The 25,474-nt window shown below is 48.0% G+C and carries 21 protein-coding genes; 8 read left to right on the top strand and 13 right to left on the bottom strand.

Going from position 1 to position 25,474, the window contains the following annotated elements; translation table 11 throughout:
- Window positions 1–33: 33 nt before the first annotated feature.
- Window positions 34–2,796 carry a 2-oxoglutarate dehydrogenase E1 component gene (locus tag UNH61_RS01765; protein ID WP_326990388.1) on the bottom strand — a complete coding sequence of 921 codons (2,763 nt, stop codon included), beginning with the start codon at window positions 2,794–2,796 and terminating at the stop codon, window positions 34–36.
- Between the two features lie 241 nt (window positions 2,797–3,037).
- On the opposite strand from UNH61_RS01765, the gene rpsT reads away from it, so the two are divergent.
- Both rpsT and UNH61_RS01755 read left to right on the top strand, forming a co-directional pair.
- Window positions 3,038–3,292, top strand: coding sequence for a 30S ribosomal protein S20 (rpsT, locus tag UNH61_RS01760; RefSeq protein WP_326990387.1), 255 nt, complete (start codon window positions 3,038–3,040; stop codon window positions 3,290–3,292).
- Window positions 3,293–3,368: 76 nt separating this feature from the next.
- Entirely contained in the window at window positions 3,369–5,096 is a 1,728-nt protein-coding gene (locus UNH61_RS01755) for a M14 family metallopeptidase (RefSeq protein WP_326990386.1), read from the top strand.
- Here the strand turns inward: UNH61_RS01755 and UNH61_RS01750 are convergent.
- The 10 genes from UNH61_RS01750 to UNH61_RS01705 form a co-directional block, all read right to left on the bottom strand.
- Complete coding sequence (locus UNH61_RS01750) at window positions 5,086–6,111, bottom strand: beta-ketoacyl synthase chain length factor (RefSeq protein ID WP_326990385.1); 1,026 nt, start codon at window positions 6,109–6,111, stop codon at window positions 5,086–5,088. The genes UNH61_RS01755 and UNH61_RS01750 overlap by 11 nt on opposite strands.
- Window positions 6,112–6,127: 16 nt before the next feature.
- Entirely contained in the window at window positions 6,128–7,342 is a 1,215-nt protein-coding gene (locus tag UNH61_RS01745) for a beta-ketoacyl-[acyl-carrier-protein] synthase family protein (protein WP_326990384.1), read from the bottom strand.
- Between the two features lie 12 nt (window positions 7,343–7,354).
- Window positions 7,355–7,612 (bottom strand): phosphopantetheine-binding protein, encoded by a 258-nt coding sequence (locus UNH61_RS01740; RefSeq protein ID WP_326990383.1) that lies wholly within the window; start codon window positions 7,610–7,612, stop codon window positions 7,355–7,357.
- A 91-nt stretch (window positions 7,613–7,703) separates the two neighbouring features.
- On the bottom strand, window positions 7,704–8,996 hold the full coding sequence (locus UNH61_RS01735; RefSeq protein WP_326990382.1) for an ABC transporter permease: 1,293 nt from the start codon (window positions 8,994–8,996) through the stop codon (window positions 7,704–7,706).
- Between the two features lie 62 nt (window positions 8,997–9,058).
- Window positions 9,059–9,808 carry an ABC transporter ATP-binding protein gene (locus UNH61_RS01730; RefSeq protein ID WP_326990381.1) on the bottom strand — a complete coding sequence of 250 codons (750 nt, stop codon included), beginning with the start codon at window positions 9,806–9,808 and terminating at the stop codon, window positions 9,059–9,061.
- Between the two features lie 15 nt (window positions 9,809–9,823).
- A complete protein-coding gene (locus UNH61_RS01725; RefSeq protein ID WP_326990380.1) occupies window positions 9,824–10,831 on the bottom strand; it encodes a BtrH N-terminal domain-containing protein in 1,008 nt (335 codons plus the stop codon).
- Window positions 10,832–10,963: 132 nt separating this feature from the next.
- Window positions 10,964–11,362 carry a hypothetical protein gene (locus UNH61_RS01720; RefSeq protein WP_326990379.1) on the bottom strand — a complete coding sequence of 133 codons (399 nt, stop codon included), beginning with the start codon at window positions 11,360–11,362 and terminating at the stop codon, window positions 10,964–10,966.
- 30 nt (window positions 11,363–11,392) lie between these two features.
- The gene (locus UNH61_RS01715; RefSeq protein ID WP_326990378.1) at window positions 11,393–12,529 is read right to left on the bottom strand and encodes a beta-ketoacyl-ACP synthase III; all 1,137 of its coding nucleotides are present in this window, start codon (window positions 12,527–12,529) and stop codon (window positions 11,393–11,395) included.
- A 187-nt stretch (window positions 12,530–12,716) separates the two neighbouring features.
- Window positions 12,717–13,637 carry a hypothetical protein gene (locus tag UNH61_RS01710; RefSeq protein WP_326990377.1) on the bottom strand — a complete coding sequence of 307 codons (921 nt, stop codon included), beginning with the start codon at window positions 13,635–13,637 and terminating at the stop codon, window positions 12,717–12,719.
- A 322-nt stretch (window positions 13,638–13,959) separates the two neighbouring features.
- The gene (locus tag UNH61_RS01705; RefSeq protein WP_326990376.1) at window positions 13,960–14,697 is read right to left on the bottom strand and encodes a head GIN domain-containing protein; all 738 of its coding nucleotides are present in this window, start codon (window positions 14,695–14,697) and stop codon (window positions 13,960–13,962) included.
- Between the two features lie 93 nt (window positions 14,698–14,790).
- On the opposite strand from UNH61_RS01705, the gene guaA reads away from it, so the two are divergent.
- Together guaA and UNH61_RS01695 are read left to right on the top strand one after the other, a co-directional pair.
- On the top strand, window positions 14,791–16,329 hold the full coding sequence (gene guaA, locus UNH61_RS01700) for a glutamine-hydrolyzing GMP synthase (RefSeq protein ID WP_326990375.1): 1,539 nt from the start codon (window positions 14,791–14,793) through the stop codon (window positions 16,327–16,329).
- Window positions 16,330–16,489: 160 nt separating this feature from the next.
- Complete coding sequence (locus tag UNH61_RS01695; protein ID WP_326990374.1) at window positions 16,490–17,797, top strand: ABC transporter substrate-binding protein; 1,308 nt, start codon at window positions 16,490–16,492, stop codon at window positions 17,795–17,797.
- An 84-nt stretch (window positions 17,798–17,881) separates the two neighbouring features.
- On the opposite strand, the gene UNH61_RS01690 is transcribed toward UNH61_RS01695, so the two are convergent.
- Entirely contained in the window at window positions 17,882–19,264 is a 1,383-nt protein-coding gene (locus UNH61_RS01690) for an MFS transporter (RefSeq protein ID WP_339070638.1), read from the bottom strand.
- A 108-nt stretch (window positions 19,265–19,372) separates the two neighbouring features.
- On the opposite strand from UNH61_RS01690, the gene UNH61_RS01685 reads away from it, so the two are divergent.
- Together UNH61_RS01685 and UNH61_RS01680 are read left to right on the top strand one after the other, a co-directional pair.
- Entirely contained in the window at window positions 19,373–19,867 is a 495-nt protein-coding gene (locus UNH61_RS01685; protein ID WP_326990372.1) for an Lrp/AsnC family transcriptional regulator, read from the top strand.
- Between the two features lie 48 nt (window positions 19,868–19,915).
- Window positions 19,916–20,947, top strand: a complete 1,032-nt coding sequence (locus UNH61_RS01680) for an LD-carboxypeptidase (RefSeq protein ID WP_326990371.1) — start codon at window positions 19,916–19,918, stop codon at window positions 20,945–20,947.
- Here the strand turns inward: UNH61_RS01680 and UNH61_RS01675 are convergent, their stop codons facing one another.
- On the bottom strand, window positions 20,948–22,273 hold the full coding sequence (locus UNH61_RS01675; RefSeq protein WP_326990370.1) for an NCS2 family permease: 1,326 nt from the start codon (window positions 22,271–22,273) through the stop codon (window positions 20,948–20,950). It abuts the gene before it with no gap.
- Between the two features lie 52 nt (window positions 22,274–22,325).
- On the opposite strand from UNH61_RS01675, the gene UNH61_RS01670 reads away from it, so the two are divergent.
- Window positions 22,326–24,776 (top strand): ligase-associated DNA damage response DEXH box helicase, encoded by a 2,451-nt coding sequence (locus UNH61_RS01670; RefSeq protein WP_326990369.1) that lies wholly within the window; start codon window positions 22,326–22,328, stop codon window positions 24,774–24,776.
- Window positions 24,777–24,813: 37 nt separating this feature from the next.
- Window positions 24,814–25,461, top strand: a complete 648-nt coding sequence (gene pdeM / locus UNH61_RS01665; protein ID WP_326990368.1) for a ligase-associated DNA damage response endonuclease PdeM — start codon at window positions 24,814–24,816, stop codon at window positions 25,459–25,461.
- Window positions 25,462–25,474: the final 13 nt, after the last annotated feature.

Raw genomic sequence — 25,474 nt, 5'->3', positions numbered from 1 at the left:
GAAAGCTGGTTATTCTGTTTATTCGTTAGTTTTTTAGATGTTAAAGGCAGTGTCAATAATTTGCTGTTGTTCACGCGCATGTACTTTCGCATAACCGGTAGCGGTTGATGCACTTGGGTTGCGGCTGATAACACCATAATTGATTTGCTTCAGGTTCATTTGCAGATAAGATGCAGCGCCCATATTCAGCGGCTCTTCCTGCACCCAGAAGAAAGTAGCCCCTTTATACTTCTGTGCAATGGTTTCCAGCTGTTTTACCGGCAGCGGGTATAATTGCTCCAGACGCACAATCGCCACATCTCTGCGATCATCTTTCATCTGTTTATCGCTCAGATCGAAGTACATTTTACCGGTACAGAGCAATACTTTCTTCACTACTGCTGTATCGGTAATAAACGGATCGTCGAGCACTTCCTTGAATCCGCCCTGAGTGAATTCTTCTGTGGAAGAATAAGCACCGGTATGACGGAGGTTTGCTTTAGGTGAAAAGTTAATCAGCGGCTTGCGGAACGGCCAGGCCAGCTGGCGGCGCAGTGCATGGAAGAAGTTAGCGGCAGTAGTGATATTGGTGATCACCATATTTTCTTCTGCACATTGCTGCAGGAAACGCTCCGGACGGGCGTTGGAGTGATCCGGTCCACCACCTTCATAACCATGCGGCAGCAACATTACCAGGCCATTCTGCGTTGTCCATTTCTGTTCAGCGCTGCTGATATACTGGTCAATTACAGTTTGCGCACCGTTTACAAAGTCGCCGTATTGTGCTTCCCAAAGCACCAGGTTATTAGGGTTGGCCATGGCATAACCATATTCAAAGCCCAATACACCATATTCGCTCAACAGGGAGTTATAGATCCTGAATTTACCCTGGTTCTCCTGGAAGAAATTCAGGCGGTTATAGGTATCGTTGGTATTTTCGTCGAACAGCACTGCATGACGATGAGAGAAGGTTCCGCGTTTCACGTCTTCTCCGCTCATTCTCACGTCTTTGCCTTCTATCAGCAAACTGGCATATGCCAGCAGTTCACCGGTAGCCCAGTCTACTTTACCTTCTTCCTGGTATAATTTGATTTTATCCTGCAGCAGCTTACTCACTTTACGCAGCGGCACAAAGTTTTCCGGCCATTTCATCAGTCCATCGAACAGACGTTTGAAATCCTCTTCTTTGATGGCTGTAACCGGGGAAGCTTCAAAATCCTGCGGGGTAGCCTTACGCAAAGCCTGCCACCACTGTTCGGGGATCTGGTTAGCATAGGGCAGCGGATGTTGTTTTACTTCATCGAGGCGTGCCTGCAGCTCATCCCAGAATACCTTTTCCATTTCTTTGGCTAGTGCCTGTGCATCCTGCTCTCCGTTTTTCAGGAGGAACTGAGTATATACTTCACGCGGATTCGGATGTTTCTCGATCAGCGCATATAAGCTCGGTTGAGTAAATTTAGGTTCATCCCCTTCGTTATGACCATGTTTGCGGTAGCAAACCATGTCGATGAACACATCTTCATTAAACTCCTGACGGTAACGGGCAGCCAGCTGTGATACTTTCACCACGGCTTCTGCATCATCACCATTCACGTGAAATACCGGCGCCTGTACGATAGAAGCAACGCTGGTGCAGTAATCTGAAGATCTTGCATCATCAAAGTCGGTGGTAAAACCAATCTGGTTATTGATCACAAAATGAATGGAACCACCTACGTAGTATCCTTTCAGTTTGCTCATCTGTTCTACTTCGTAAACGATGCCCTGCCCTGCCACAGCCGCATCCCCATGGATGAGGATAGGCAGTATTTTATCATAGTCGCTGTTGTAGATCACATCAGCCTTACTACGTGCAAAACCAACTACAATCGGGTCTACCACTTCCAGGTGGGAAGGGTTAGGCATCAGCTGCAGGTTCACGGCTTTGCCGGAAGGAGTGGATACCTGGGAACGGAAGCCGAGGTGATATTTCACGTCGCCGCTACCCATGGTCATATCAGGTACGGCCAGGCCTTCAAACTCATTGAAGATCTGCTCGTAGGTTTTGCCGAGTATATTGGCGAGTACATTCAGGCGGCCACGGTGCGCCATACCGATCACAGATTCCTGTACACCGTACTCCGCAGCAACGTTAAGAATGGCATCCAGTGCAGGGATGGTAGATTCGCCGCCTTCCAGGCCAAAGCGTTTCTGACCGATATATTTGGTATGCAGGAATTTTTCGAAAATAACGCCCTGGTTCAGTTTCTGCAGGATGCGTTTGCGCTGTTCGAGCGACAGCGGCTCCACCATGATCTTCTCAAACTCTTTCTCCAGCCATTTAGCTTTATCCCTGGCATTGATATAAGTGTATTGCAACCCTACTGAACTGGCGTAGATCTGGTTCAGATAGGCCACTATTTTTTCCAGTGTGGCTTTACCCACGCCGATAGTGCTTCCTGCAAAAAATTCTGTTTTGAGATCAGCATCCCCTAATCCGAAGCTCACAAGGTCCAGGTTGGCTTTTCTGTCTTTTCTTTCACGGATGGGGTTGGTTTTAGCAATAAGGTGGCCTTTTTTGCGATACGCCTGTATCAGGCGGTATACGCCCAGCTCTTTTGCCAACTGGTCGTCGCTCACAGGCAGCGAAGTGCTGCCTCCTGCTACTGGCGCGGCTGCGGTGGCTGCCTTGCCGTTTACATTGGATACTGCAAAATCAAATCCTTCGAAAAATTTAACCCAATCCGGGTCTACAGAGTTGGGATCTTTGCGGAAATCCTGGTATAATGATTCAATGTAAGCAGGATGTGAGTTGGTGACGAATGAGAAGTCCTTCATTTACAACGAGTTTTGCTGATCTTCTGTTCAAATTCTTTTCTATCGGTCCCAATATATTAATATATGGGATTGCAAATATCGCTCGTTTTTCGATACGCCGCTTGGAAAAAATCAGAAAAAATCAGCTCGTTATCTGTGATAAAAGCTGCTTATATTTGCCTTCTGACGGAAAAACTACATTTAGTTTGTTTTGTAATTCGAATATAGTTACCTTTGCCGTCCGAAACTTGAAATTTGAAAAATGGCAAACCATAAAGCAACGAAAAAAGACGTACGTCAAAGCAGAAAGCGTAATGAGCGTAACCGTTACTACGGTAAAACTACCCGTAATGCTATCCGTGATCTGAAAGCGGTAACTGACAAGGCTACAGCGCAGAAAGATTTAGCTGAGGTAGCTTCCATGATCGACAAGCTGGCTAAACGTAACGTTATTCACAAAAACAAAGCAGCAAACCTGAAAAGCAAGCTGGCTAAGAGAATTCTGACTCTGGCCTAATTGCTTCAGTAACAAATATTTATAGCTCTTCCTCACAAAGGAAGGGCTTTTTGTTTTTCTGGTTACTTTTGTATTAATGAAAAAACTATTTATACTGTTTGCCGCTATCCTGCCCCTGTTTCTTGAGGCCCAGGATCTCAGCACCCGATACGAGCGCACCAACGGCAGGGAAACTGCTACTTACGACGAAGTAATCCGGTATTATCAGCTGCTCACCAAACGCTTCCCGCAGATTCATATGCAGGCTATCGGCCTCACGGATGCCGGGTTCCCGCTTCACCTCGTCACCTGGTCGCCCGGGAAGGATTTCGATTTTAAAAGTCTCCATAAGAAAAATAAACGCATCATCCTTATCAATAACGGGATCCACCCCGGCGAACCCGATGGCATAGATGCCAGCATGCTACTGCTGCGCGACCTCGCCACCGGAAAAATCAAAGCTCCCGATAACATCGTGCTGGCCATCATCCCGGTCTACAATATCGGTGGCATGCTGAACCGTTCCGCCTGGTATCGCGTGGATCAAAACGGTCCTGATGAGTTCGGCTCCAGAGGCAATGCTCAAAACCTCGACCTGAACCGTGATTTCATTAAAACCGATTCCAGGAATGCGCTGGCTTTTCAGCAGATCTATCACCTGACAGATCCGGATGTATTTGTGGATAACCATGTCAGCAACGGAGCGGACTACCAGCATATCATGACGCTGCTCTCCACCCAGCACAACAAACTGGGCGGACCTATGGGCGAATTCCTCAATAAAACCTTTGAACCCGGCCTCTATACGCTGATGAAAGAGAAAGGATATGACCTGGTTCCTTATGTGAACCATTTCGGCAATACTCCCGACAGCGGCTGGGTGGAATTCCAGGACGGACCACGCTACTCTTCCGGTTACACTACCTTGTTTCATACCTTCGGATTTGTTCCCGAAACACATATGCTGAAGCCCTATCCACAGCGTGTTAAAGCCACTTATGCCCTGATGCAGTGCTTCATGCAGTTCACGGCTGATCACAGTGAAGAGATCCGGCAGCTAAGGGCACAAACCAAAAGCGCCTGCATGACCCAGGAGCGATTCCCGCTTGCATGGCGGTTCGATATGAACAAATACTCCCTGATCACTTTCCGGGGCTTTACCTCAGGATATAAGCCCAGCACCATCTCCGGGCTACCCCGCCTCTTCTATGATCGTACAAAACCTTTTGTACGCCAGGTGAAATTTTATAACACCGCCGTTGCAGAAAACTTTGTGGAAAAGCCCAAAGCTTATATCATTCCCCAAGGCTGGTGGACGGTTATCAATCTCCTGAAAAACAACCAGGTGGAAATGCAGCCACTCCCCCGCGATACAGCCATGCCGGTGGAAGTATATCACATCGCAGATTTTAAAACCTACTCCAAACCGTTCGAAAAACATTATCTCCACTATGCTACCCGGGTAACTGCCAGCAAAGACACCATCCGGTTCCGTAAAGGCGATATGTACATTCCCATGAACCAGGCTGCCAACCGCTTTCTCACGGAAACACTGGAGCCTGCCGGAGATGACTCTTACTTTGCCTGGAATTTCTTTGATGCTATACTGGGTCAGAAGGAAGGCTATTCGGATTATGTTTTTGAAGATACCGGCGCGGAATATCTTGCCCAACACCCCGAACTCCGGGACATGCTCAGCCAAAAGAAAGCTGCCGACAGCTCATTTGCCAACAACGCGGATGCACAGCTGAACTTCATCTACAAGCATTCCCCGTATGCTGAACCAGAATATATGAGGTACCCGGTGTATAGAATTACGAATTAGGAATTCTTTCGAGCGTCAACACTACATGTTGTTCTCCGTAAAATTGGTTGTATAATAATATTTTATTGAGATGAGCAGGCAAAGCGATTACTCCGGGAAACCACTGATGAGGGATGTGTTGTGATTTCAGCAGCTTTGCCGACAACCACATGCCGAAAGCAGTGGCAGTATCGTATTCACCGCAGAGATGCTTGAACGGAAGTTGTGGAACGCCCGGGAAAACGCGGCCTGGCTCGTCGTAGTAATAATCGAAGTTACTGTCTGCATTGCGACCGGTAACGATCAGATCAGGGGTGAACTGAAAGTTTTCCAGGCTTGCCCGCAGTTTTTCAGGAGTGGGTTTGTACAGTGTCTTGAAACCGGTAATTGCTGCATAGCTCTGCGCTGATGGCGCGGAGGTAAGCGAGAAAAAAGCGGCGCCTTCACCCGCAATAGTGCCGGGCGATAAATGTGCATATAATTCCCGGTTGTCAGTAGGCTGTGTTTTCCAGAACCCGATGCGGCTTTTGATATAGAAATGTTCAGCGGTGATTTCCTCAAAGGCGCCTGTAAGCGTATGCTGAGCGCCCTCCTGCAATAACATGATGCTGTCGAGCAAAGCGTTTTCGAAGGAGAATCCGCGGTGTACGAATGTATTGCTATAGTCAGTACATTTCTGTTGCAGCGCTATCAGCCCGTTCACGGAGTTATAGGTAGATTGGATGAACGGTGTAGGGTTTAGTGCTGTTTCTTTGTATTCTACGATCTCTTTGATAAACTTCTCTGTATCCTGCAAACTACCTTTACCGGTTCCGGTTACAATAGGGCCGGGAGTAGTGATACCACTATCCTGCATACATTTCAAAGCCGCAGTCAGGCCCATTTTCAGCACACGGCTCATGCGGCGCAGGCTGTTGGCGGGAATAAACGGTTTGTAATCCGGTTCCACACAGGGAAGCAGATTATTGCTGTTATGCAGTAGCGGGGCAGAAAAAATATCTCCCTCAAAAGTTGGCTGTGGGGAAATAGCCGCCATTCCTTGTATGTAACACTTACCCTTCATATTTGCTGATCACCAGGGAAGCATTGTTGCCTCCAAAACCGAATGAGTTTGAAATAACATGATTAACGGGATATCCTTCCATCAGCTCTGTTACAGGACTGATGTTGAGTTCTTCCATTCTCTCGGAAAAATTGAGATTAGGGAATATCAACCCGTTTTGTATAGCCAGTATAGAATAAATGGCTTCTATTGCGCCGGCTGCCGCCAGTGTATGCCCGGTAAATGGTTTGGTAGAGCTGAATAAGGGAACTTTATCCCCGAACAGCCGCTCCAGTGCTTTACCTTCTGAAATATCGTTGTTGAGTGTGGCAGTGCCATGTACATTGATATAGGATACGTCACTGAGCGACCGGCCACTCATGGCGAGGGCCGTTTTCATCGCCTCATAGGCGCCATCGCCATCAGGCGAAGGTGAGGTAGGATGAAACGCTTCGTTGGTATTGCAATAACCGCTGAGCTCTGCAAGAATACGGCTGTTATTGGCACGGGCAAAGGATTCGCCTTCCAGCACCAGGTAAGCGGCCCCCTCCCCCAGATTAAGACCAGTACGTTGCTGGTCGAAAGGCCGGCAGAAACGCTTGTCTACATTCTTCAGGGAGTTGAAACCATTCAGCGTGAAACGTGTCAGCGCTTCTGTACCACCGCAAACCACCCGCGGCATCATGCCCTGCCTGATCATACGGGCGCCGAACATCAGCGCGTTTGCGGAAGAAGAGCAGGCGGTGCTGATGGTGGCGATGTGTTCACAGAATCCAACGGTATCGGCTATACGTTGTGTACAGTCCGCACAATCCAGGGTATCTATATATTGCAGGAAAACCCCGGTCTTTTCCGGGTCAATGATATCGAAATAAACTTTTTCAGTATCGCACATCCCTCCTACCGTGCTGGCATTGATAAAGCCGGTAGGAACCGCCGGCACGTCGCTGATACCGGCATGCTGCAATGCTTCCCGCATAGCAGTCAGCCCCAGCAGGGTGGTTCGCGTAAACCCATTCTTTTCGGAGATGCCTGCCAGCTCGAATAAAGAACCGGTGGGATGCTTTACCTCTCCAACCGGCAGCACGTCTTTATAGATAGTATCAAGGTGCCTGCTGTATCCGAGGCCGCTCCTGAGCGACCGCAAATGCTGTAAGTTACCGGCTACATTATCACCAATGGCGGTGATCATCCCTATCCCTGTTATAAACACTCTTTCCGCCATGGAATCAGATACTTATGCCGGTTGTTTGGATTCGATGAATGCTGCCATTGATTCAACAGACTGCAGGATCTTACGACCTTCGCGGGGATCTTCTACTTTAATGTGATATTGTCTTTCCAGCAACACCATCAGTTCCAGTGAATCGATACTGTCGAGGCCCAGTCCCTCTCCGAATAATGGGGCATTGTCGTCAATATCCTCAGGCTTGGTGTCCTGAAGATTGAGTGCTTCAATGATCTGTTCTTTCAGTTTCTTTTTTAACTCTTCCATAATGTTGTAGGTTTATCACCCGTTGTTCATACAGGCGAATGCCCTTGTGGGGGGTAAAAATACAGTTTTAGTATTGTTTTGAAAATATTTATCAGTTCATTCGTTTTTTTTCCACACGGCCGGCTATCGCCAGCATAGCCAATCCAGTGAGTATGAGATACAAAACATTCTTCCACACCAATCGGATATCTCCATTGCGAAGATAAATATCATTCACAGCATCCAGTCCCCAGCTCAGCGGCGATAAATGCCCGATCATCTGCATCTTCTCCGGCATGATCTCCAGCGGTATCCAGATTCCTCCGATAGCCGAAAGGATTACGATGGAAATAGCGCCGAAGTTAAGCGCCTGATTGGGCGTTTTAAATACCGTGCCCACCAGTATACCATATGCAGTAGCTGTTAACCCGATAGATGCCGCCACCAGCAATGTTGTGCCAGGATGCACGCCCATCGATAACCTCGGCAGGTTCAGCAAAGGCATCGCATAAATACCCATCAGCATCATCAGGTAAAACTGCAATACACATATCCCAACAAAAAACAACATCTTTCCTGCCAGGATTTCCAGGTATGATCCGGGAATCAGTTTCATCCGTAGCAGGCTCCCGTCTTCCCTTTCCCTGATCATATTTCCGGCAATAGGGATCACGATGAAAAACATGGCGAAAATACTCCAGGCCGGCACATTATGCTGTACAGAGTTGGAAATTACATCCAGCTGTTTCCCGCTTCCGGTGGCCTGTTCTTTCAGGCCTACTGCCTGCAGGCGAATCGTCAATGTATCCACATCGCTGACGGTAGAATCCTTTCCTTTCAGCTGGTGTTTGATCCGGTCCAGCAACATGTCGGTTTCTACCTGTGTCAGGAAATTGTCCAACGCCTGGTGAATAGCTCCTTTGAACGCTTTCTTGGCAGCCGGATCAAAGTAAATGGTCACATTCAGTGAATCAGCGCCCTTTTTCACCGGAAGTGAAACCGACATGCCCATACGCCGGGTGATATCGTTCACTATCCTGTTGGCATTGCTGACGATAGAGGCGGTAGCTCCTTCCGGTACAACGATGCTGATTTTATATTTTCCTTCATTTACCAGTTGCTTTGCCTGTTCGGCTGTAACCGGCCGGCCATCAAGGCTGTCGATGATATTGAATTGCCCGCCCGACTCCAGTCCTTCCCGCACATAACGGCCTAAGCGGCCATGATCATTATCTACCGTTAAGATATCAAAACGGATATCCTGGTAATCCTTAAACGGAGCATCCTGGATGAGCGCCATCACGGTAATCAGTACCACCGGCATCACAAACAGGAGAATAATCCCCGTTTTATCCCTTAACAGCAATTGCCATTCTTTTCTTATAGTAGCCAGTAGCCGGAGCATGTAACGAAATGGTGCTAGCTGTTAGCTGCTAGCCGTTAGCTTTTAATAATTGTTTAATAGACCTAATCTCTTACAGCATGGCCGGTATAATGTAGGAAGATGTCTTCCAGATTACGGCATGCTGCATGTTGTCCGATCAATGCCTGCGGATTCCCCTGAACGATCATTCTGCCTCCGTCCATAATCACAACTTCTTCACAGATCGACTGGGCTTCTTCCAACAGGTGGGAGGTATAGAGCACAGTGGCTCCCTGTTTATTGTAATCGCGCAGAAACTGGAGAATCATGCTGCGCGACTGTACATCCACACCGGCAGTAGGTTCGTCCAGGATCAGTAGTTTCGGATCGTGCAGGATAGCAGCAATGATATTTGCACGGCGTTTCATGCCACCCGAATACTTATGGATCTCTTTATGTGCGCTTTTCTCCAGCCCGAACCATTCGAGATACTGCATGATTTTCTGTTCCAGCGGTTTCCCTTTAAAGCCGTACAGATTGCCGAAATAAGTAAGGTTTTCCACAGCAGATAACTGTGGATACAAGGCAATCTGCTGGGGCACCACTCCAATCATCTTCTTAATGGCTTCCCGCTGGGCTGCCTGCTGGCGGATTCCGTGTATAGCCACATCTCCGCTATCTCCCTTCACAATGCCACACAGGATAGCGATAGTAGTGGTTTTCCCGGCGCCATTGGGGCCCAGCAACCCGGCTATCTTCCCTTTGCTGAACTGAAATGTCAATCCTTTCAGTGTAGGCTCCAGGCTTCCTTTATAGGTTTTGTGCAGATCTTTTACGGATATACCAGACATCATCAATGCTATATTGGTTTACAAATTCACCCTGGCCAGCTTTCTGAAGAAAGCTTCTTCAGCAGCGGCGCACTGCAGCAACATTTCACCGAGTTCTTTATAAGACACATCATTCGCGGAACGGCTCTTACAAACCCTGCCTGCTGCGAATGCGAAATTACGCCATAGGTCTCCCGTTTGCGTCAGTTCACCTGCCAGTTTGCTCAGCTCGCTCTTATTCAGCAACACTGCTGCTTCCTGCAGGAAAGCGGCATACAGAAAACGGAAACCTGCTCCGCCTGTACCAATTTCTTCCTGCATACGGATCACATTACCCAGGTAAAGCGCGGCCTTGCGGTCTCCCGGATTTTCAGCATAGTTGCTTACTTTCTTCGCCAGGTAACGAATACCTTTCACCCCAAACAGCGGTATAGGTATTTTCAGCATATAGTGGCATGCCTGTTCGATTCCTGCTTTGATCGGCTTCTCTAAAGAGCCGGCCGGTGGTACATGTACCGGATAGTACATCTTTCCCCTGGGAGCAGGAAATCCTTTGGCAAAGCGCGCCTGTATCAGGCTTTCCGGGTCGATAGTGGTAACGGTATCCATCACCGGATCACTTACCAGGTAATGCCCATCGCCCTGTTTGCCATATACTACCAGGTTATGTGCATTAAAATGGAACCGGTAAGATGGCGGGAAATACGGCAGGTAATAAACGCTGGAAAGCAATCCCACCGGGATACCCGCTTCGATTACCTTGTCCAGTTCTTTCATTCCTTTTTCCGGAGAAGAAAACTTTTCCACTTCCATTCTCACTCCCAACTGCTTGCACACCCGCTGGAAAATGGCTCCAGGCCAGATCCGGTAGGTAGTACCCGGCACTCCGTTCACTTTAACAAACGGAAGATGTCCGAAAAAAATGCCTGCGCCAATGCCAAATGCCATAGGCTCACTGATCTTTAACCCATAATGCCCTAGCAGGTTTGATATCACTCCACTCTCACAATGTGCAGTTTGTGTGTGCTGGAAAAAAGTATTGTTCATACGAGAGAATAAAGAATTACGAATTACGAATTACGAATGATGAGCGGAGATTTTAGCGGATGATGTCAGTAATTAAAATCATTCGTTAAAATCTCCGCTCATCATTCGTAATTCGTAATTCCTAATTCGTAATTATTTAATCTGTTGTAAATCTTCAATGCTGATCTTAAATGCTTCGGCGTAGCGTTGTAACATTTTAGGGCTGAGTGTTTTAAAAACATCCGGCTTCATATGCCGTTTAACCTGCCATTGGAATTTCCCTACATAGCTGGCCAGCAATGGCAGATCCATCAGGTTTTTTTCCATGTAATAAACAACGGGGCTTATTTCTCCGGCTTCTACCCGTGCCCGGGCCTGTTTTACCCTTTCATTCACTTCTTCCCAGGCCTGACCAAGTGCAATGTTCTCAGGCTCCCAGCCTGCACTCTGCACCTGTACATAATTACCGGAATTATCCACCGCATACATAATCTGCTTGAATGTACCCTGATGCAGATTATCGCCATCCTGAGGTACTTCTTCTTTTTTCATGACTGCAGTTTTTAGAAGTTATCGCCTGCTTTACACCACCGTGATGTGAGCGTAAGCATATGAGAAACGTGCGCTTTCCGGCACCATCATCACTACTTTCTGTCCTTTTTTAAAGCGGCCGGTATTCATCAGTTCTTCCAGCATCAGATAAGGAGAGGCTGTTCCTACGTTACCCACATTAGCCAGGTTGGTAAACCATCTTTCCAATGGGATAGGCACACCCAGACGGGTAATCTCTTCATCTATTTTCAGTCGGAAGAATTCTGACGACAGGTGAGGCAGGAAGAAATCAATTTCATCGAGGTTGATCTGATGTCTTTCTACAAGCTCTTTCCACATCTGAGCGCCGGAGGGAACTATATTTTTACCCAGCAGGCGGGTATCCTGTTTGAAGGAAAATACGCTGTGCTGTGCCCACTCATCCGGTGTCATATCAATCCAGCCTTTGGTGGTACCATCCGGGTTCTTGATGGAACCGGCATACATACAGGTTTCCAGCTCGTTCGCATAAGAGAGGATTTCTACCCAGTCGACCCGGAGGGAAAGCCCTTCTTCATTAGGTTTATCCTGGAATAATGCTGCACTGGCGCCATCAGAAAGCATCCAGCGGAGGAAGTCTTTTTCAAAAGCAATGATAGGATTCTCATCCAGGCTCTTCAGATTTTCTGCTTCAGGCTGGAATTTCTCTGCCAGCATCCAGGCGGAGAATTTCTCAGAACCGGTGCTTACCGCGTTGGAAGAATTACCGCAACGGATCGACATCCAGGCATATTTAAATGCCTGCATCCCCGCTGCACAGGCGCCAGTGGCTGCAATCAGCTCTACCGGCTGACATTTCAGCAAGCCATGCACCATTGCTGCGTGATTGGGCAACAACTGATCGGGAGAGGTAGTTCCGCAGGCCAGTAACTCTAATTTGCTGATAGGAAACTTTTCATCAAATAATTGTTCAACTGCATTTGCCGTCATTTCCGCGTTGGAATGAGTGGAATTTCCTTCCTTGTCTAAAGAGTAGTAACGAGTTTTTATTTTATTGTTACCCAGAATCTTCAAACGCGCACGGGAAGCTTTGCCATCAACCATGCCGAGAATGCTCTCCATTTCATCATTTTCAACAGGCTTGTTCGGTAAAAATTTAGACAGCCTGGTAATATAAACTTCCTTCATTTGCTTTTATTCATCTTAGTAAGGCTACAAGTAAAATCTGGTCAGAGCTTACCTGCCTTTCGGTCAGCTCTCCGCGTTAAATATATTTATTTAAAATATGTTTTATACAGCCGTAAATATAGAATTCTAAATGGAAATACAACTATCACGCCACCTGCTTAAAATACAATCCTCGTTCGCAGGATTTCTAACGCAGGGAGATACCCTTGTAATATTCAACCTCACGGAGCAGCTCATTCTTCTTCAGGTTTAGCTGTATAAGAGATGTGATCAGGGATATGGGGCTGAGTACAAAAATGCCGACCAGCAGCAATCCCCTGTACATGCTCACCCTGCCCTGACGGGAGGGGGCACCGGGGCCACCTTTGGCGCTGATAAACTTCGCCCAGAAACGGAAGGCTTTGATTCCTTTGGCTTCCAGCACTACCAGGTTGGGTAACAGCTCTACCGAATCCAGTGCCAGCAGCTGCGGATGCAGGTCATCCCACTGCCTGTTGTTCAGCACACTGCCGATAGGTCCGGCGAAACGGTTGGAAGCAAGGATTTCCTTTTCCTGTACTCCTGCCTGTGGTAAAAAACGGGTAGCCTCTTTCTTTCCCTTGAAGGCCCAGCGGAGAATGGTGATCAGCGATACCAGATTAGGAGATTTATCTACCAGTACAATGTTCCCTACTAAAGTAGCCCCTGCCTGTTGCAGGTAGTTTTTCACTTTTTCCTGGGCATTCAGCCACATATTGCGGCTGCCCAACAGTGTCATTACTTTTTTGCCTTTCAGTAACTGACGGCCCTGCTCACTCTGCAGGAAAGCAGCGGTTGGCTGGGAGGGCGACAGGAACCAGGGCTGGTAGGCCAGTATCACAAGGTCGAAAGATGCATTCACATCCACTTTCAACGGCTGAATAGCCCGTGGAGTTCCCTGAACGGTTTCCGGCATAGTATCATAAAACTGTTGTTTTCCCCACGGAAAAGGGAAGGGCGTTACTGGTACGAGTTGCTCGAACGTTATATCGGCCTTGCCTTCCAAAGGGGCCAGCACATGATCAATAATCCTCTTCAATTGCCCTGTTTGTGTAAAATATACTACCAGGATCCTCGGTCTTTCGTTCATAAAAGGAATAGGAGTTCAACAATTCAAAACGGTAAATCAACAACTCAAACGGTAACATCTACAATTCAAGCTGTAAACATACAAAAAAAGAGACATCATTCATGTGATTTAATGATAATTTGACGTGATTGTGGAAAGATGGGGTATTGATGCGGGGTTATTGTCTTGTGCCCCAGCCAAGGTACAGCATCAACCCCTATAATAGCGAATGCTGTACCTGGGCTCAAGGACTTTTGGTTGTGCAGTTTAAAACTTTTCTATAAACACAGAACCAGGTGCAAATATGATACAGAAAATGTTAAAAATTTGTAAATATTGGGGGCTATCTTTTATTAACAGAACCGGAACCGGCTACAGAAGAAGATACCGACGGACTACCTTTATAGTTAACATCTCCGGAACCGGCAATTTTTGCGGTCAGTTTCACACTGGCATAAACATTTGCGTTACCGCTGCCGGCGATACTGACGTTTACATTCTCAGACATGAGCTGATCTCCTCCAAAATTCCCACTGCCTGCTATCGACAGGTTCACATCTTTGGTTTCACCCTGCAGGTCGATATCTCCTGAACCGGCAATGGCGGCTTTAACGGCAGGCGCGTTGACATCTCCCTTCAGGTTGCCCGAACCGGATACGCTGAATTTCATGTCGGACTTAGCGTTGAACTTACCGGAAAAATTGAGGTTGCCCGAACCAGCCAAACTGGCCTCGTCAATTTCGGGCGTTGTCAGGTAAACATTAATCGGGTTGTGGGAACTTACGTCATAGCCTCTTTTCAGGCGCACCACCAGGCGGTCTCCATCCTGCACTAGTTCTACCAGCGGCACAATATTATCATCCGCCTCTATTACCGCCGATTTAGCCTGGCCCTGGGTAACATATATATCCATGGAGCCTTCAGACTTTATTTTATGAAAACCGCCTACCTGCCTGTCTTCTTTTACAACATGGCCGTTTCCTTTTACGCGGTTCTGGCCTATAACATGACAGGCATTGAAAAGCAGGGCTACTGTGAAGACCACCAGGGTCTGACATAGGGGAGATTTTGTTGATATCATGGGTTCAGATTATATGCAGAAAGGTACGCCAGATTTCTTAATTCTGAATTTCAAAATCTGAATTTGACAGAAGGGCTATATCTTTGCACCACCATGACAGAAAAGATACTTATCCTCGATTTCGGTTCCCAGTATACACAGCTGATCGCACGCAGCATCCGTGAACTGAATGTTTATTGCGAAATTAAGCCTTGTCTCCAGCCGATCAGCTGGGACGAAACCATCAAAGGTGTAATCTTATCCGGCAGTCCTTTTTCCGTAAATGATGAAAAGGCGCCCAATATCGACATTGCTGCCATTGCGGCGAAAGTACCGGTACTGGGTATCTGCTATGGCGCACAACTGATGGCCAAAAACTTCGGCGGCGAAGTAGCTAAAAGCAACATCCGTGAATATGGCCGCGCTTTTATGGAGCATGCCAACAGAGAGGAGAAATTATTATATGATATCTCTGGCAGCAGCCAGGTGTGGATGAGCCACTCTGATACTATTAAACGTATCCCCGAAAGCTTTGAAATTATTGCCACTACTGAAAATATTCCCGTAGCTGCCTTCAAAAGCAATACTGTAGCCGCTAATCCGGTGTTTGGCCTGCAGTTCCATCCGGAAGTAACCCACTCCCTGGAAGGCAAACAGATCCTGCGTAACTTCCTGGTTCATATCTGTCAGTGTAAACAAGACTGGACTCCGGCCGCATTTGTTCATGAAACCGTTGAACGGATCAAGGCACAGGTGGGCGACAAACGGGTGGTAATGGCACTGAGCGGCGGGGTAGATTCCACTGTTGCGGCAGAACTTATCCACAAAGCCATCGGTAAAAACCTGTTTTGCATATTTGTGGATAACGGACTGTTGAGAAAAGATGAATTCGAAACCGTGCTGGAATCCTATAAACATATGGGTCTGAACGTGAAAGGAGTAAATGCAAAAGATCTCTTCTATGGTCAGCTGAAAGACGTATCTGACCCCGAGCAGAAACGTAAGATCATCGGTCGCCTGTTCATCGAGGTTTTCCAGCAGGAAGCCCACCAGCTCACCGATATCTCCTTCCTCGGCCAGGGTACCATCTACCCCGATGTAATCGAATCCGTTTCTGTAAATGGCCCTTCTGTTACCATCAAATCCCATCACAACGTTGGCGGGCTGCCCGAAAAAATGAACATGCAGCTGGTAGAGCCACTGCGTTTCCTGTTTAAAGATGAAGTACGCCGCGTAGGCCGCGAAATAGGCATCAGCGATATTTTCCTAGGCCGTCATCCATTCCCCGGACCAGGTCTGGCTATCCGTATCCTCGGCGCCATCACCCCGGAAAAAGTGAATATGCTGCAGGAAGCAGATCACGTGTATATCGAAGGACTGAGAGAAGCCGGCCTGTACGATAAGGTATGGCAGGCGGGTACCATCCTGCTGCCGGTGCAAAGCGTAGGCGTAATGGGCGACGAACGTACCTATGAGTTTACCGTGGCGCTGCGCGCTGTGACCTCAGTAGACGGTATGACCGCCGATTGGGCGCATCTTCCGTATGAATTCCTCGCGAAAATGTCGAACGATATTATCAATAAAGTGAAAGGCATTAACCGCGTAGTATACGATATCAGCTCCAAGCCGCCTGCTACCATAGAATGGGAATAATCCTCCCGGAAGCAAAAGGCTAAAGCATACCGCGAAAAGCTATTGAAGCGGACGATGAAAGCGAACCAGACAAACATTTCATCCTCCTCCTTAATAGCTTTTCGCATTCCGTTCCGCCTTTCAACGTTCGCGGAACGATTTTTGTAAATTAGCGCCAATTATGAACACACCAGTTTCAATGAAGCACCTGTTATCCGCGCTGGCACTGATGGTAGCGATCAGCTCCTGCTCTTCGTCCAGAAAAGCCGCCGGCAAGGTAGACGGTCCCCCGCCATCTTTAAGCAAACCTGCCCCGGCCAAAAAACCGGATGAGAAAAAACCTGAAGCTAAAGCACCGTTTAACGTAGCGGCATTCGGAAAAGAAGTGAAGAAAGCTTCCTATAACATTGCTTTCTTTGCCCCGCTGTATCTGGATTCTGCTTTCGCAGGCGGATCGGATATACCCGGCCGCACTATGCCGAGGTACGTATTACCGGGCCTCGAATTCTATGAAGGCGCACAACTGGCCCTGGATACACTCCAGCAACAAGGCTATAACCTAAGGGTAACTGTATACGACAGCAAAGCAAGACAAAGCGTAGCTTCATTGATCCGTAGCAAGGCGCTGGACGAAACCGACCTCATCATCGGTTCAGTAGGCAACCCGGAACTGAAAGAACTCAGTGATTTCGCAAAAAACAAAGAGATCAACTTTGTGTCCGGTACCTTCCCTAATGATGCCGGTATCAACGACAACCCGTTCCTTTATATCTCCAACAGCACCCTGAAAGCGCATTGCGAAGCCATACAGAATTATGTACAGAATGCTTTCAGCAATAAAAATATCGTACTCTTCCGCAGAAACACCGCCTTCGAAGGCCGGCTGGCAGCGGATTTCAAATCTTCGTATGATAAGATGGAGAACTCTAAAAAATCACGGATCCGGGAAGTAATCTGGCAGGAAGGTACTACTCCGGAAGAGATCTCCAAGTATTTGCTGACAGACCGCCCGAATGTGATCATCGTTACTGCACTGGATGAAGCCGGCGCCAAATCCCTGCTGCGCAAGCTGAGCGTTTCAGCACCTACTTACCCGCTGCAGATATTCGGTATGCCTACCTGGGATGTGCTCAAATTAAAAGAACCCGAGTTGAAAGGCCTGCAGGTATATTATTCCTCTCCTTACTTTAATGATAAATCAGACGCGTACAGCAAATACATCAACGATTATTTCAGAAGAGTGTATAAATCCAGACCTTCTGATATGGCATTCAAGGGATTTGATCTCACCTATTATTTTGTCAGGCTGCTCCATAACAACGGCGTGTACTTCAATAGTATGGTAAGTGAGGCGCCCAGAGCGATCACCAGCTATAATTTCCAGCCAGTGTATCTGAAAGAAGGAGAAAATACACCTTCCTATTTTGAAAATAAGAATATCTATATTATCCAGAAAGGTGATAACTCAGATACTAAAATGAACAGGTAAATCCTGCTTCAACATATTAAAGAGGATATTAAAGAGGACTACGGCCTGTTGCTGTGGTCCTCTTTTTACGTATAGCCGGTACTGTTATGAACGGGCTAAGGCTGCATGTGAATAACTGCGACGACTGAACAACACTAATTGCCCGATAGCCGCCAGGGCTAATATCGCCAACACCATCAGACCAGCCCCATAAACATCCCATCCCTCGCTTTGCGCCACCTGCATTACCAGGCCGGATAGCGACAATCCCAATCCGCCTCCCAGCGAATTAGCAGTACCATTGATTCCGGAGGCAAGCCCCTGCTGGGGTTCCGGCACCGATTGCACCGCAAGGATGGTTACACAGGGAAATGTGATGGCCATACCAAATGAATTGATACAACCAACTGCGCACAGGATCAGCCACAATGAATGCCCCGAAAAGTAACTGCCCAGGAAAAACAGGATTCCTGCCAACATGAAAGCATTGCCAACGATACCGGTTTTTACAACGCCCAGCCGGCTGAACAAATGCGGCAACATATACCTGGAAATGATACCTGACAGAATGCTGAATGGAAATAACAACAGCCCTGCGGAAGCAGGAGTGAACTGCAAATCCTGCTGCAGATAAAGCGTGAGCAGGAATATATAACTAAGGAAAACACTGCCTAACAGCGCAGCCCCGGCATTTCCCGTGATCACGCCATGCAGCCTGAACAAACGGAAATCTACCAACGGTGAATCATGTGAACGTTCGCGGCGCACAAAGAACCAGCCGGTTCCGATGAACAACAGCAACAACAACAAATAATTCGTATAGTGATCACCGATATTCCCCAGGTCATGGATCAGCCAGGCTGCCAGCATCATCAAACCTGTAATCAGCAGGGCACTGAAGGCATTGTTCACCGGTTTCCCTGTACGTGCTGTATCAGCAGGAATATAAATCCCTGCCAGCATCACCGCCATACCAATCACCGGTACGTTGATGAAAAACACCCATTGCCAGCCGAGGTAATTACTGATCAACCCGCCGATAGCTAATCCCGTTGCGAAACCAATACCTGCAGTAGCGCCGAAAATTCCGAAGGCACGATGCCTTTCTTCAGGCTCCGTGAATGTATTGGTGATGATGGCCATCGCCGCCGGAATAGCCATCGCTACACCCGCTCCCTGTAATGCTCTGCAGATTAGCAGCCAGACAAAGGTCTGAGAAAAACCCGCCGCCAATGATGCCAGCACAAAGCATATCGCCCCGGTAATGAATACTTTCTTCCGTCCTGCCGTGTCTGCAAGCCGCCCGCCAAGCAGTACCAGCCCTGCATAAAATAACACGTATACTGTTTGCACCCATTGAATGGCGTCGGCACCGAAGTGAAAGAACTGCTCCATCTTAGGGATTGCCATGTTCAACACCGATACATCGAGCGCTTCAAAGAAAATGGCCATGCAGGCCACTGTTAATATGATTCTTTTCTGTTTCACGGCACAAACCTAAAGAAACATATCAATGATAATGTATTTTCTAAAAATTTAGAATAAACTACTAAATAATTATCATAAATAGGATATTTGTTCCAAACTCATCTCCATATGATTCATAAAAAAGAAAATGATACCCTCCCTCCTCTTTCGCTCGATGAAAAAGATATGGGCATACTCCGGCTGTTGCAGAAAGATGCCAAAATGACGATCAGGGATATTGCCCGGCAGCTGAATCTTAGCACCACACCCGTTTATGAGCGGATCAGGAAGATGGAACAGGCTGGCGTGATCAAACAATACGCGGCCATCGTAGATCCCAGGAAGATTAATAAAAGCCTTACTGTATTGTGCTACATTACGCTGAAAGAACATAACAAGAAGTATGGGAAGAAGTTTATCCAGGAAATACTCAGCTTCACAGAAATCACAGAATGCCTGAACATCTCCGGCGAATTCGATTTCATGATCAAGGTACAGGTAAAAGATATGGATGAATACCGCGAATTCTATGTAAATAAATTGGGAGAACTCGACAACCTGAGTCATACACAAAGCATCTTTGTCATCTCAGTTATTAAAACCACTCACCAGGTTGTGTTCTGATGCCCTGTATTCTCCGGCCTTTTGCCAAATTATGTTTATTTTAACTGTATGAACCGCAAGCATTTTTTATCCACCCTGATTACCGCCGGCGCCGGACTGCCGGCTATGCAAACATTGGGTAGCATAGGACTAATCACTCCTTCAGATAAGAAAGAGCCGCTGGTGCCGCCCTATCTTAAACCAGGCGATATTATCGGCATCACCTGCCCCGCAGGATATATCACGCGCGAAGAGATCCAGCCAGCCATACGCATTATGGAAAGCTGGGGGTTTAATATTCGTATAGGCAAAACCGTTGGTGCGCGCGATTACAGCTTTGGCGGCACAGACGCAGAGCGGCTTGCCGACTTACAAGCCATGCTGAACGACGACGATGTGAAAGCAATTATGTGCGGACGAGGCGGATATGGAAGTGCGCGCATCATTGACAAGGTGGACTTCAGCAAGTTTCAGCGGAAACCTAAATGGGTCATCGGTTTTAGCGATGTCACCGTGTTGCATTGCCATATCAGCCGGCACTTCGGAATCGCTTCCCTTCATTCCAAAATGTGCAACAGCTTCCCCGATGATTTTCGCAAGGCCGAATCAGTGGTGCAGGATACCATCATGTCTATCTACCAGGCGCTCACGGGTAAAAAAATGCAATACAGTACAACTCCCGATGCCCGCAACCGCAAAGGCAAAGCACGTGGTGTACTCACCGGCGGCAACCTGTCGATCATACAAAGCATGTCGGCCACAGATTCAGAAATAGATACCAATGGCAAAATTCTTTTCCTCGAAGAAGTAGGTGAATACCTCTACAGCCTCGACCGGATGCTCGGTACGCTGCAGCGATCTCACAAACTCGACAACCTCGCGGGCCTGATCATTGGCGGCTTTAACCGCATCAAACCAGACGATCCGGGCGAAGAATTTGGCCGGACGGTGTATGATATTGTAATGGAAAAAGTAAAAGATTTCAGCTATCCGGTCTGTTTCAATTTTCCGGTAGGCCATCAGAAAAATAACTATGCACTCAAGTGCGGCATGATGCACACCCTGCAGGTAGGCGATGATGCCGTGACCCTGAAAGAATAATTACCTGACGAGGAAGGTAATGATGAACAATACAGCAAGTACATACATCACCGGACTGATAGATTTATATTGACCTGTCAGTACTTTCAGCAGTACGTACGATAACATCCCAAATACAATTCCCTCGGCAATGCTGTAGCTGTATGGCATCATTACGATAGCGAGGAAAGCAGGTATCGCTTCAGTAACATCATTGAAATTTATTTTGGTCACTGCGCCCATCATCAGCATTCCCACAATAATCAACGCAGGCGCTGTTGCTGCCTGAGGGATCATTGCAAATACCGGCGCAAAGAAAAGCGACAGCAGGAACATCACTGCCACTGTTAGTGAAGTGAGTCCTGTTTTACCTCCTGCGGCGATGCCACTGGCACTTTCCACATAAGCGGTTACCACGCTGGTTCCCAACAGTCCGGCGGCCGTAGTACCTACCGCATCTGCCATTAACGCCTGTTTGGCCCTCGGTAACCGGCCCTGCTCATCCAGTAAGCCAGCTTTATTACATAAACCTATCAGTGTGCCCACCGTATCAAAGAGATTGACCATCAGCAACGTGAACAGAATCATCACCATATCGACGGAGAATATCTTGTCGAACTCCAGTTTAAATGCCACCGGAGCCAGCGAAGGAGGCAGGCTTACCAGTTGCCCGTTTTCCGGGAGATGGGTAATGCCGAGGGGAATTCCCACTACAGTAGCCGCCAGTATACCTATCAGCAGCGCTGCGTTCACATTTCTGTACATCAGTACCGCGCTCACAATGAGCCCGATCAATGCAATCAAAGGTCCTATGCTGGTAATGTTCCCCATTTTCAGGATCACACCATCCAGCTTCCCTTCGCCTACATGCCGCATACCGGTTTCAATGATACCGGCATTGGCCATCCCGATCAATGCGATCAGCAGTCCTATACCCACAGATATAGCATGCTTCAGGTTTTCAGGGATGCTGTTGATAATGGCTTCCCGTATCCTGAACATCGACAGGAAGATAAAAATAATCCCTTCCAGGAAAACGGCCGTCAGCGCAAACTGCCAGCTATATCCCATAGACGATACGATGGTGTATGCAAAGAAGGCATTGAGTCCCATCCCCGGCGCCACGCCTATAGGCAACCGCGCATACAGTGCCATTACAAGCGTACCGATAGCTGCAGCCAGGGCGGTGGCCGTGATCAGCGCATGAAAATCCATCCCGGTGCGGGATAATATACTGGGGTTCACCGCCAATATGTAAGCCATAGTGGAAAAGGTGGTGAGACCCGCCAATACTTCTTTCTTAACAGTGGTATGATGTTCGGAAAGCCGGAAAAATTTTGCGAGCATGCCGCAAAAATAAGCGTTTCATGATTTATCATTTTATCCTAATTTCATTTCCATGCAACAACGTTCGGGTGGATGGAAAGTGGTCACTTCATGGCTGGCAGCAAAAGAGCTGAAGCCGTTCAAATTTCAGGAAGATGCCTGGAAAGCTTACCTGCAGGGAAAATCAGGCATTGTTAACGCACCTACCGGGTTCGGAAAAACCTTTTCTCTTTTTCTGGGCACTGTTATACACTGGATAGATACGCATCCGAAAGATTATCGTACCAAAACAAAAAACGGCCTGTTGCTGCTATGGGTCACCCCATTGCGGGCACTGGCAAAGGATCTGGGCAGGGCTATGGAAAGCGCCCTGCAGGAACTGGATATTCCCTGGCAGGTGGGCATCCGCAGTGGCGACACTTCTGTCACTACCCGGGCTGCCCAAAAGAAGCAGATGCCCGAAGTGCTGATCATTACGCCGGAAAGCCTGCACCTGCTGCTGGCACAGAAAGAATACGCCACTGTATTCAAACACCTGCATACCATCGTGGTAGATGAATGGCATGAACTGATTGGCAGCAAACGGGGAGTGATGGTGGAACTGGGACTAAGCCGCCTGCGGGGCCTGCGAAAGGAACTCAGGATATGGGGGATCTCCGCCACCATCGGCAACCTCGATGAAGCGCTGGAAGTATTACTGGGCCCTGATCATAACAATGGCCTGATCATCCGTGCCAAACTAAAGAAAAATATTGCGCTCAAAAGTGTGATCCCGGAGGAGATAGAAAATTATCCCTGGGCGGGGCATCTGGGCATCAGGATGCTGCCCCAGGCCTTACCGGTGATCCACGATAGCCAAACCACCCTTGTCTTCACCAATACCCGTTCTCAATCAGAAATATGGTACCAGGCCCTGCTCAAATACGATCCTATGCTGGCAGGAGCCCTTGCACTGCACCACGGTTCTATCGACATGGAATTGCGCATCTGGGTGGAAGAGGCGCTGCATAATGGTATTCTCAAGGCAGTGGTGTGCACCGCCAGTCTTGACCTGGGCGTGGATTTCCGCCCGGTCGACAGTGTGATACAGGTAGGCAGCCCCAAGGGAGTGGCCCGTTTCCTGCAAAGGGCGGGGCGTAGCGGGCATCAGCCCGGTGCTGTCAGCAAGATATTTTTCCTGCCTACCCATGCACTGGAGCTTGTAGAAGCCGCAGCCTTGAAGGCCGCCATGGAAGAAGACCTGATTGAAAGCAGGATGCCGGTGTTGCTGGCGTACGATGTTTTATTGCAGTACCTGATGACGCTGGCCGTATCTGATGGTTTCCATGCACAGGAGACATTGGAAGAAGTGAAGCAGACCTTTTGTTATCAACATATTACGGAAGATGACTGGCTATGGCTGTTATCTTTCCTCACCACCGGCGGAGATGCCCTGGGTAGTTACGATGAATTCAAAAAAGTGGAGCGGGAGGGCGACTTCTACATCTGCCGCAGCCGTATGATGGCCATGCGTCACCGGCTTCATATAGGCACTATCGTTAGTGATGCCATGCTGAAAGTTAAATTTCTCAGTGGTGGCTACATAGGCGTGATTGAAGAAGGCTTCATTTCCCGGTTACAGGCCGGCGATTCATTCACCCTCGCCGGGCGTAACCTCGAATTTGTGATGATCAGGGACATGACAGTGCTGGTGCGGAAATCAAGCTCCAAGAGATCCATTGTGCCCAGTTACCAGGGCGGGCGGATTCCGCTTTCATCGAACCTCGGCCGGATGCTGCGGGCCAAATTCAACGAAGCACTTTCGGGGAAAGCACAGGATCCGGAGCTGATAGCACTGCAACCGCTGTTTAACCTGCAGGCAGAATTGTCGCATATCCCGAAAGACAATGAACTGCTGATTGAAAAGATACAAACAAAGGACGGGTACCATCTGTTCGTCTATCCCTTTGAAGGAAGACTGGTACATGAAGTAATGGCCGCGCTGCTGGCCTATCGCATCAGCCGTATACAACCTATTACCTTCTCTATGGCAATGAACGACTATGGGTTTGAATTACTATCGGACCAGCCTATTCCGCTTACAACGGAAAATGCCCACCAGCTTTTCTCAACCGAGAACCTGCTGACTGAGCTGCAAACAAGTGTGAATGCCACAGAAATGGCAAGGAGAAAGTTCCGCGACATTGCAGTTATTGCGGGTCTCATCTTCCAGGGATATCCCGGCAAACACAAAGCCAACAGGCATTTACAGTCATCTGCCTCCTTGTTATTTAATGTATTCAGAGATTATGATGCACAAAACCTGCTGCTAAAACAGGCCTTTAACGAAGCATTCTTCTACCAGATGGAAGAAGCCCGCTTGCGGGAAACACTGGACAGGATTGCCGTTAGCCGGATTGTGATCACCGAGCCGCAAAAGCTCACTCCCTTCTGCTTCCCGATCAAAGTAGATAGTTTACGTGATACCATGACCAGTGAAAAACTGGAAGACCGCATCAAAAAATTGATCGCCGTGAACGAATAATAAATTTCTAATTTGCACCCTTAAAGTAACCAGATAAGTGGTAGGGGAAATATTTCATTTTCAGGAACAACATTGGCATTTGTTACCGCAGCGGGCTGTTTTCTGGGCGGAAGAAAAGGCCCTGATCCTCTCGGATCTGCATCTGGGCAAGACAGCTCATTTCCGCAAATCGGGCATAGCGGTACCGGCAGGTATTATGCAGGAAGACCTGTTCAGGTTGCAGCGGCTGATCACTCATTATATGCCGGAAAGGCTCATTATTGTCGGAGACATGTTTCACAGCGTTGAAAACAATGAAGTACAGTTCTTCCGAGTATGGCGGCAACAGTTTTCCAATGTCTCTTTTGACCTGGTAAGAGGGAACCACGATATCATGGCAGATGAGGTATATGAGCAGCTGCAGATCAATGTTCACAATACCTTTTCACTCCGGGATATCCACTTCGTACATGAACCGGATGGCAGTCGCAACGGTTTCCGTTATACTTTTTCAGGCCATCTGCACCCGGCATTTGTCATGCAGGGGGCCGGTAAACAGCGGCTGCGTTTACCCTGTTTTTATTTTGGGCCGCATTGTGGCATTTTACCCGCTTTTGGCGACTTTACCGGCTCCGCCAGCCTGGACCCCGGCGAGTCGGATCCGGTGTTTGTAATAGCCGGAAAATCGATTATAAGGGCACAATGAGAGATCAGACATC

Origin of the sequence: Chitinophaga sp. 180180018-3, from assembly GCF_037893185.1 — a bacterium.
Classification (GTDB): domain Bacteria; phylum Bacteroidota; class Bacteroidia; order Chitinophagales; family Chitinophagaceae; genus Chitinophaga.
Note: the sequence above shows the minus strand (reverse complement) of the source record. Positions and strands in the feature narration are given on the sequence as shown.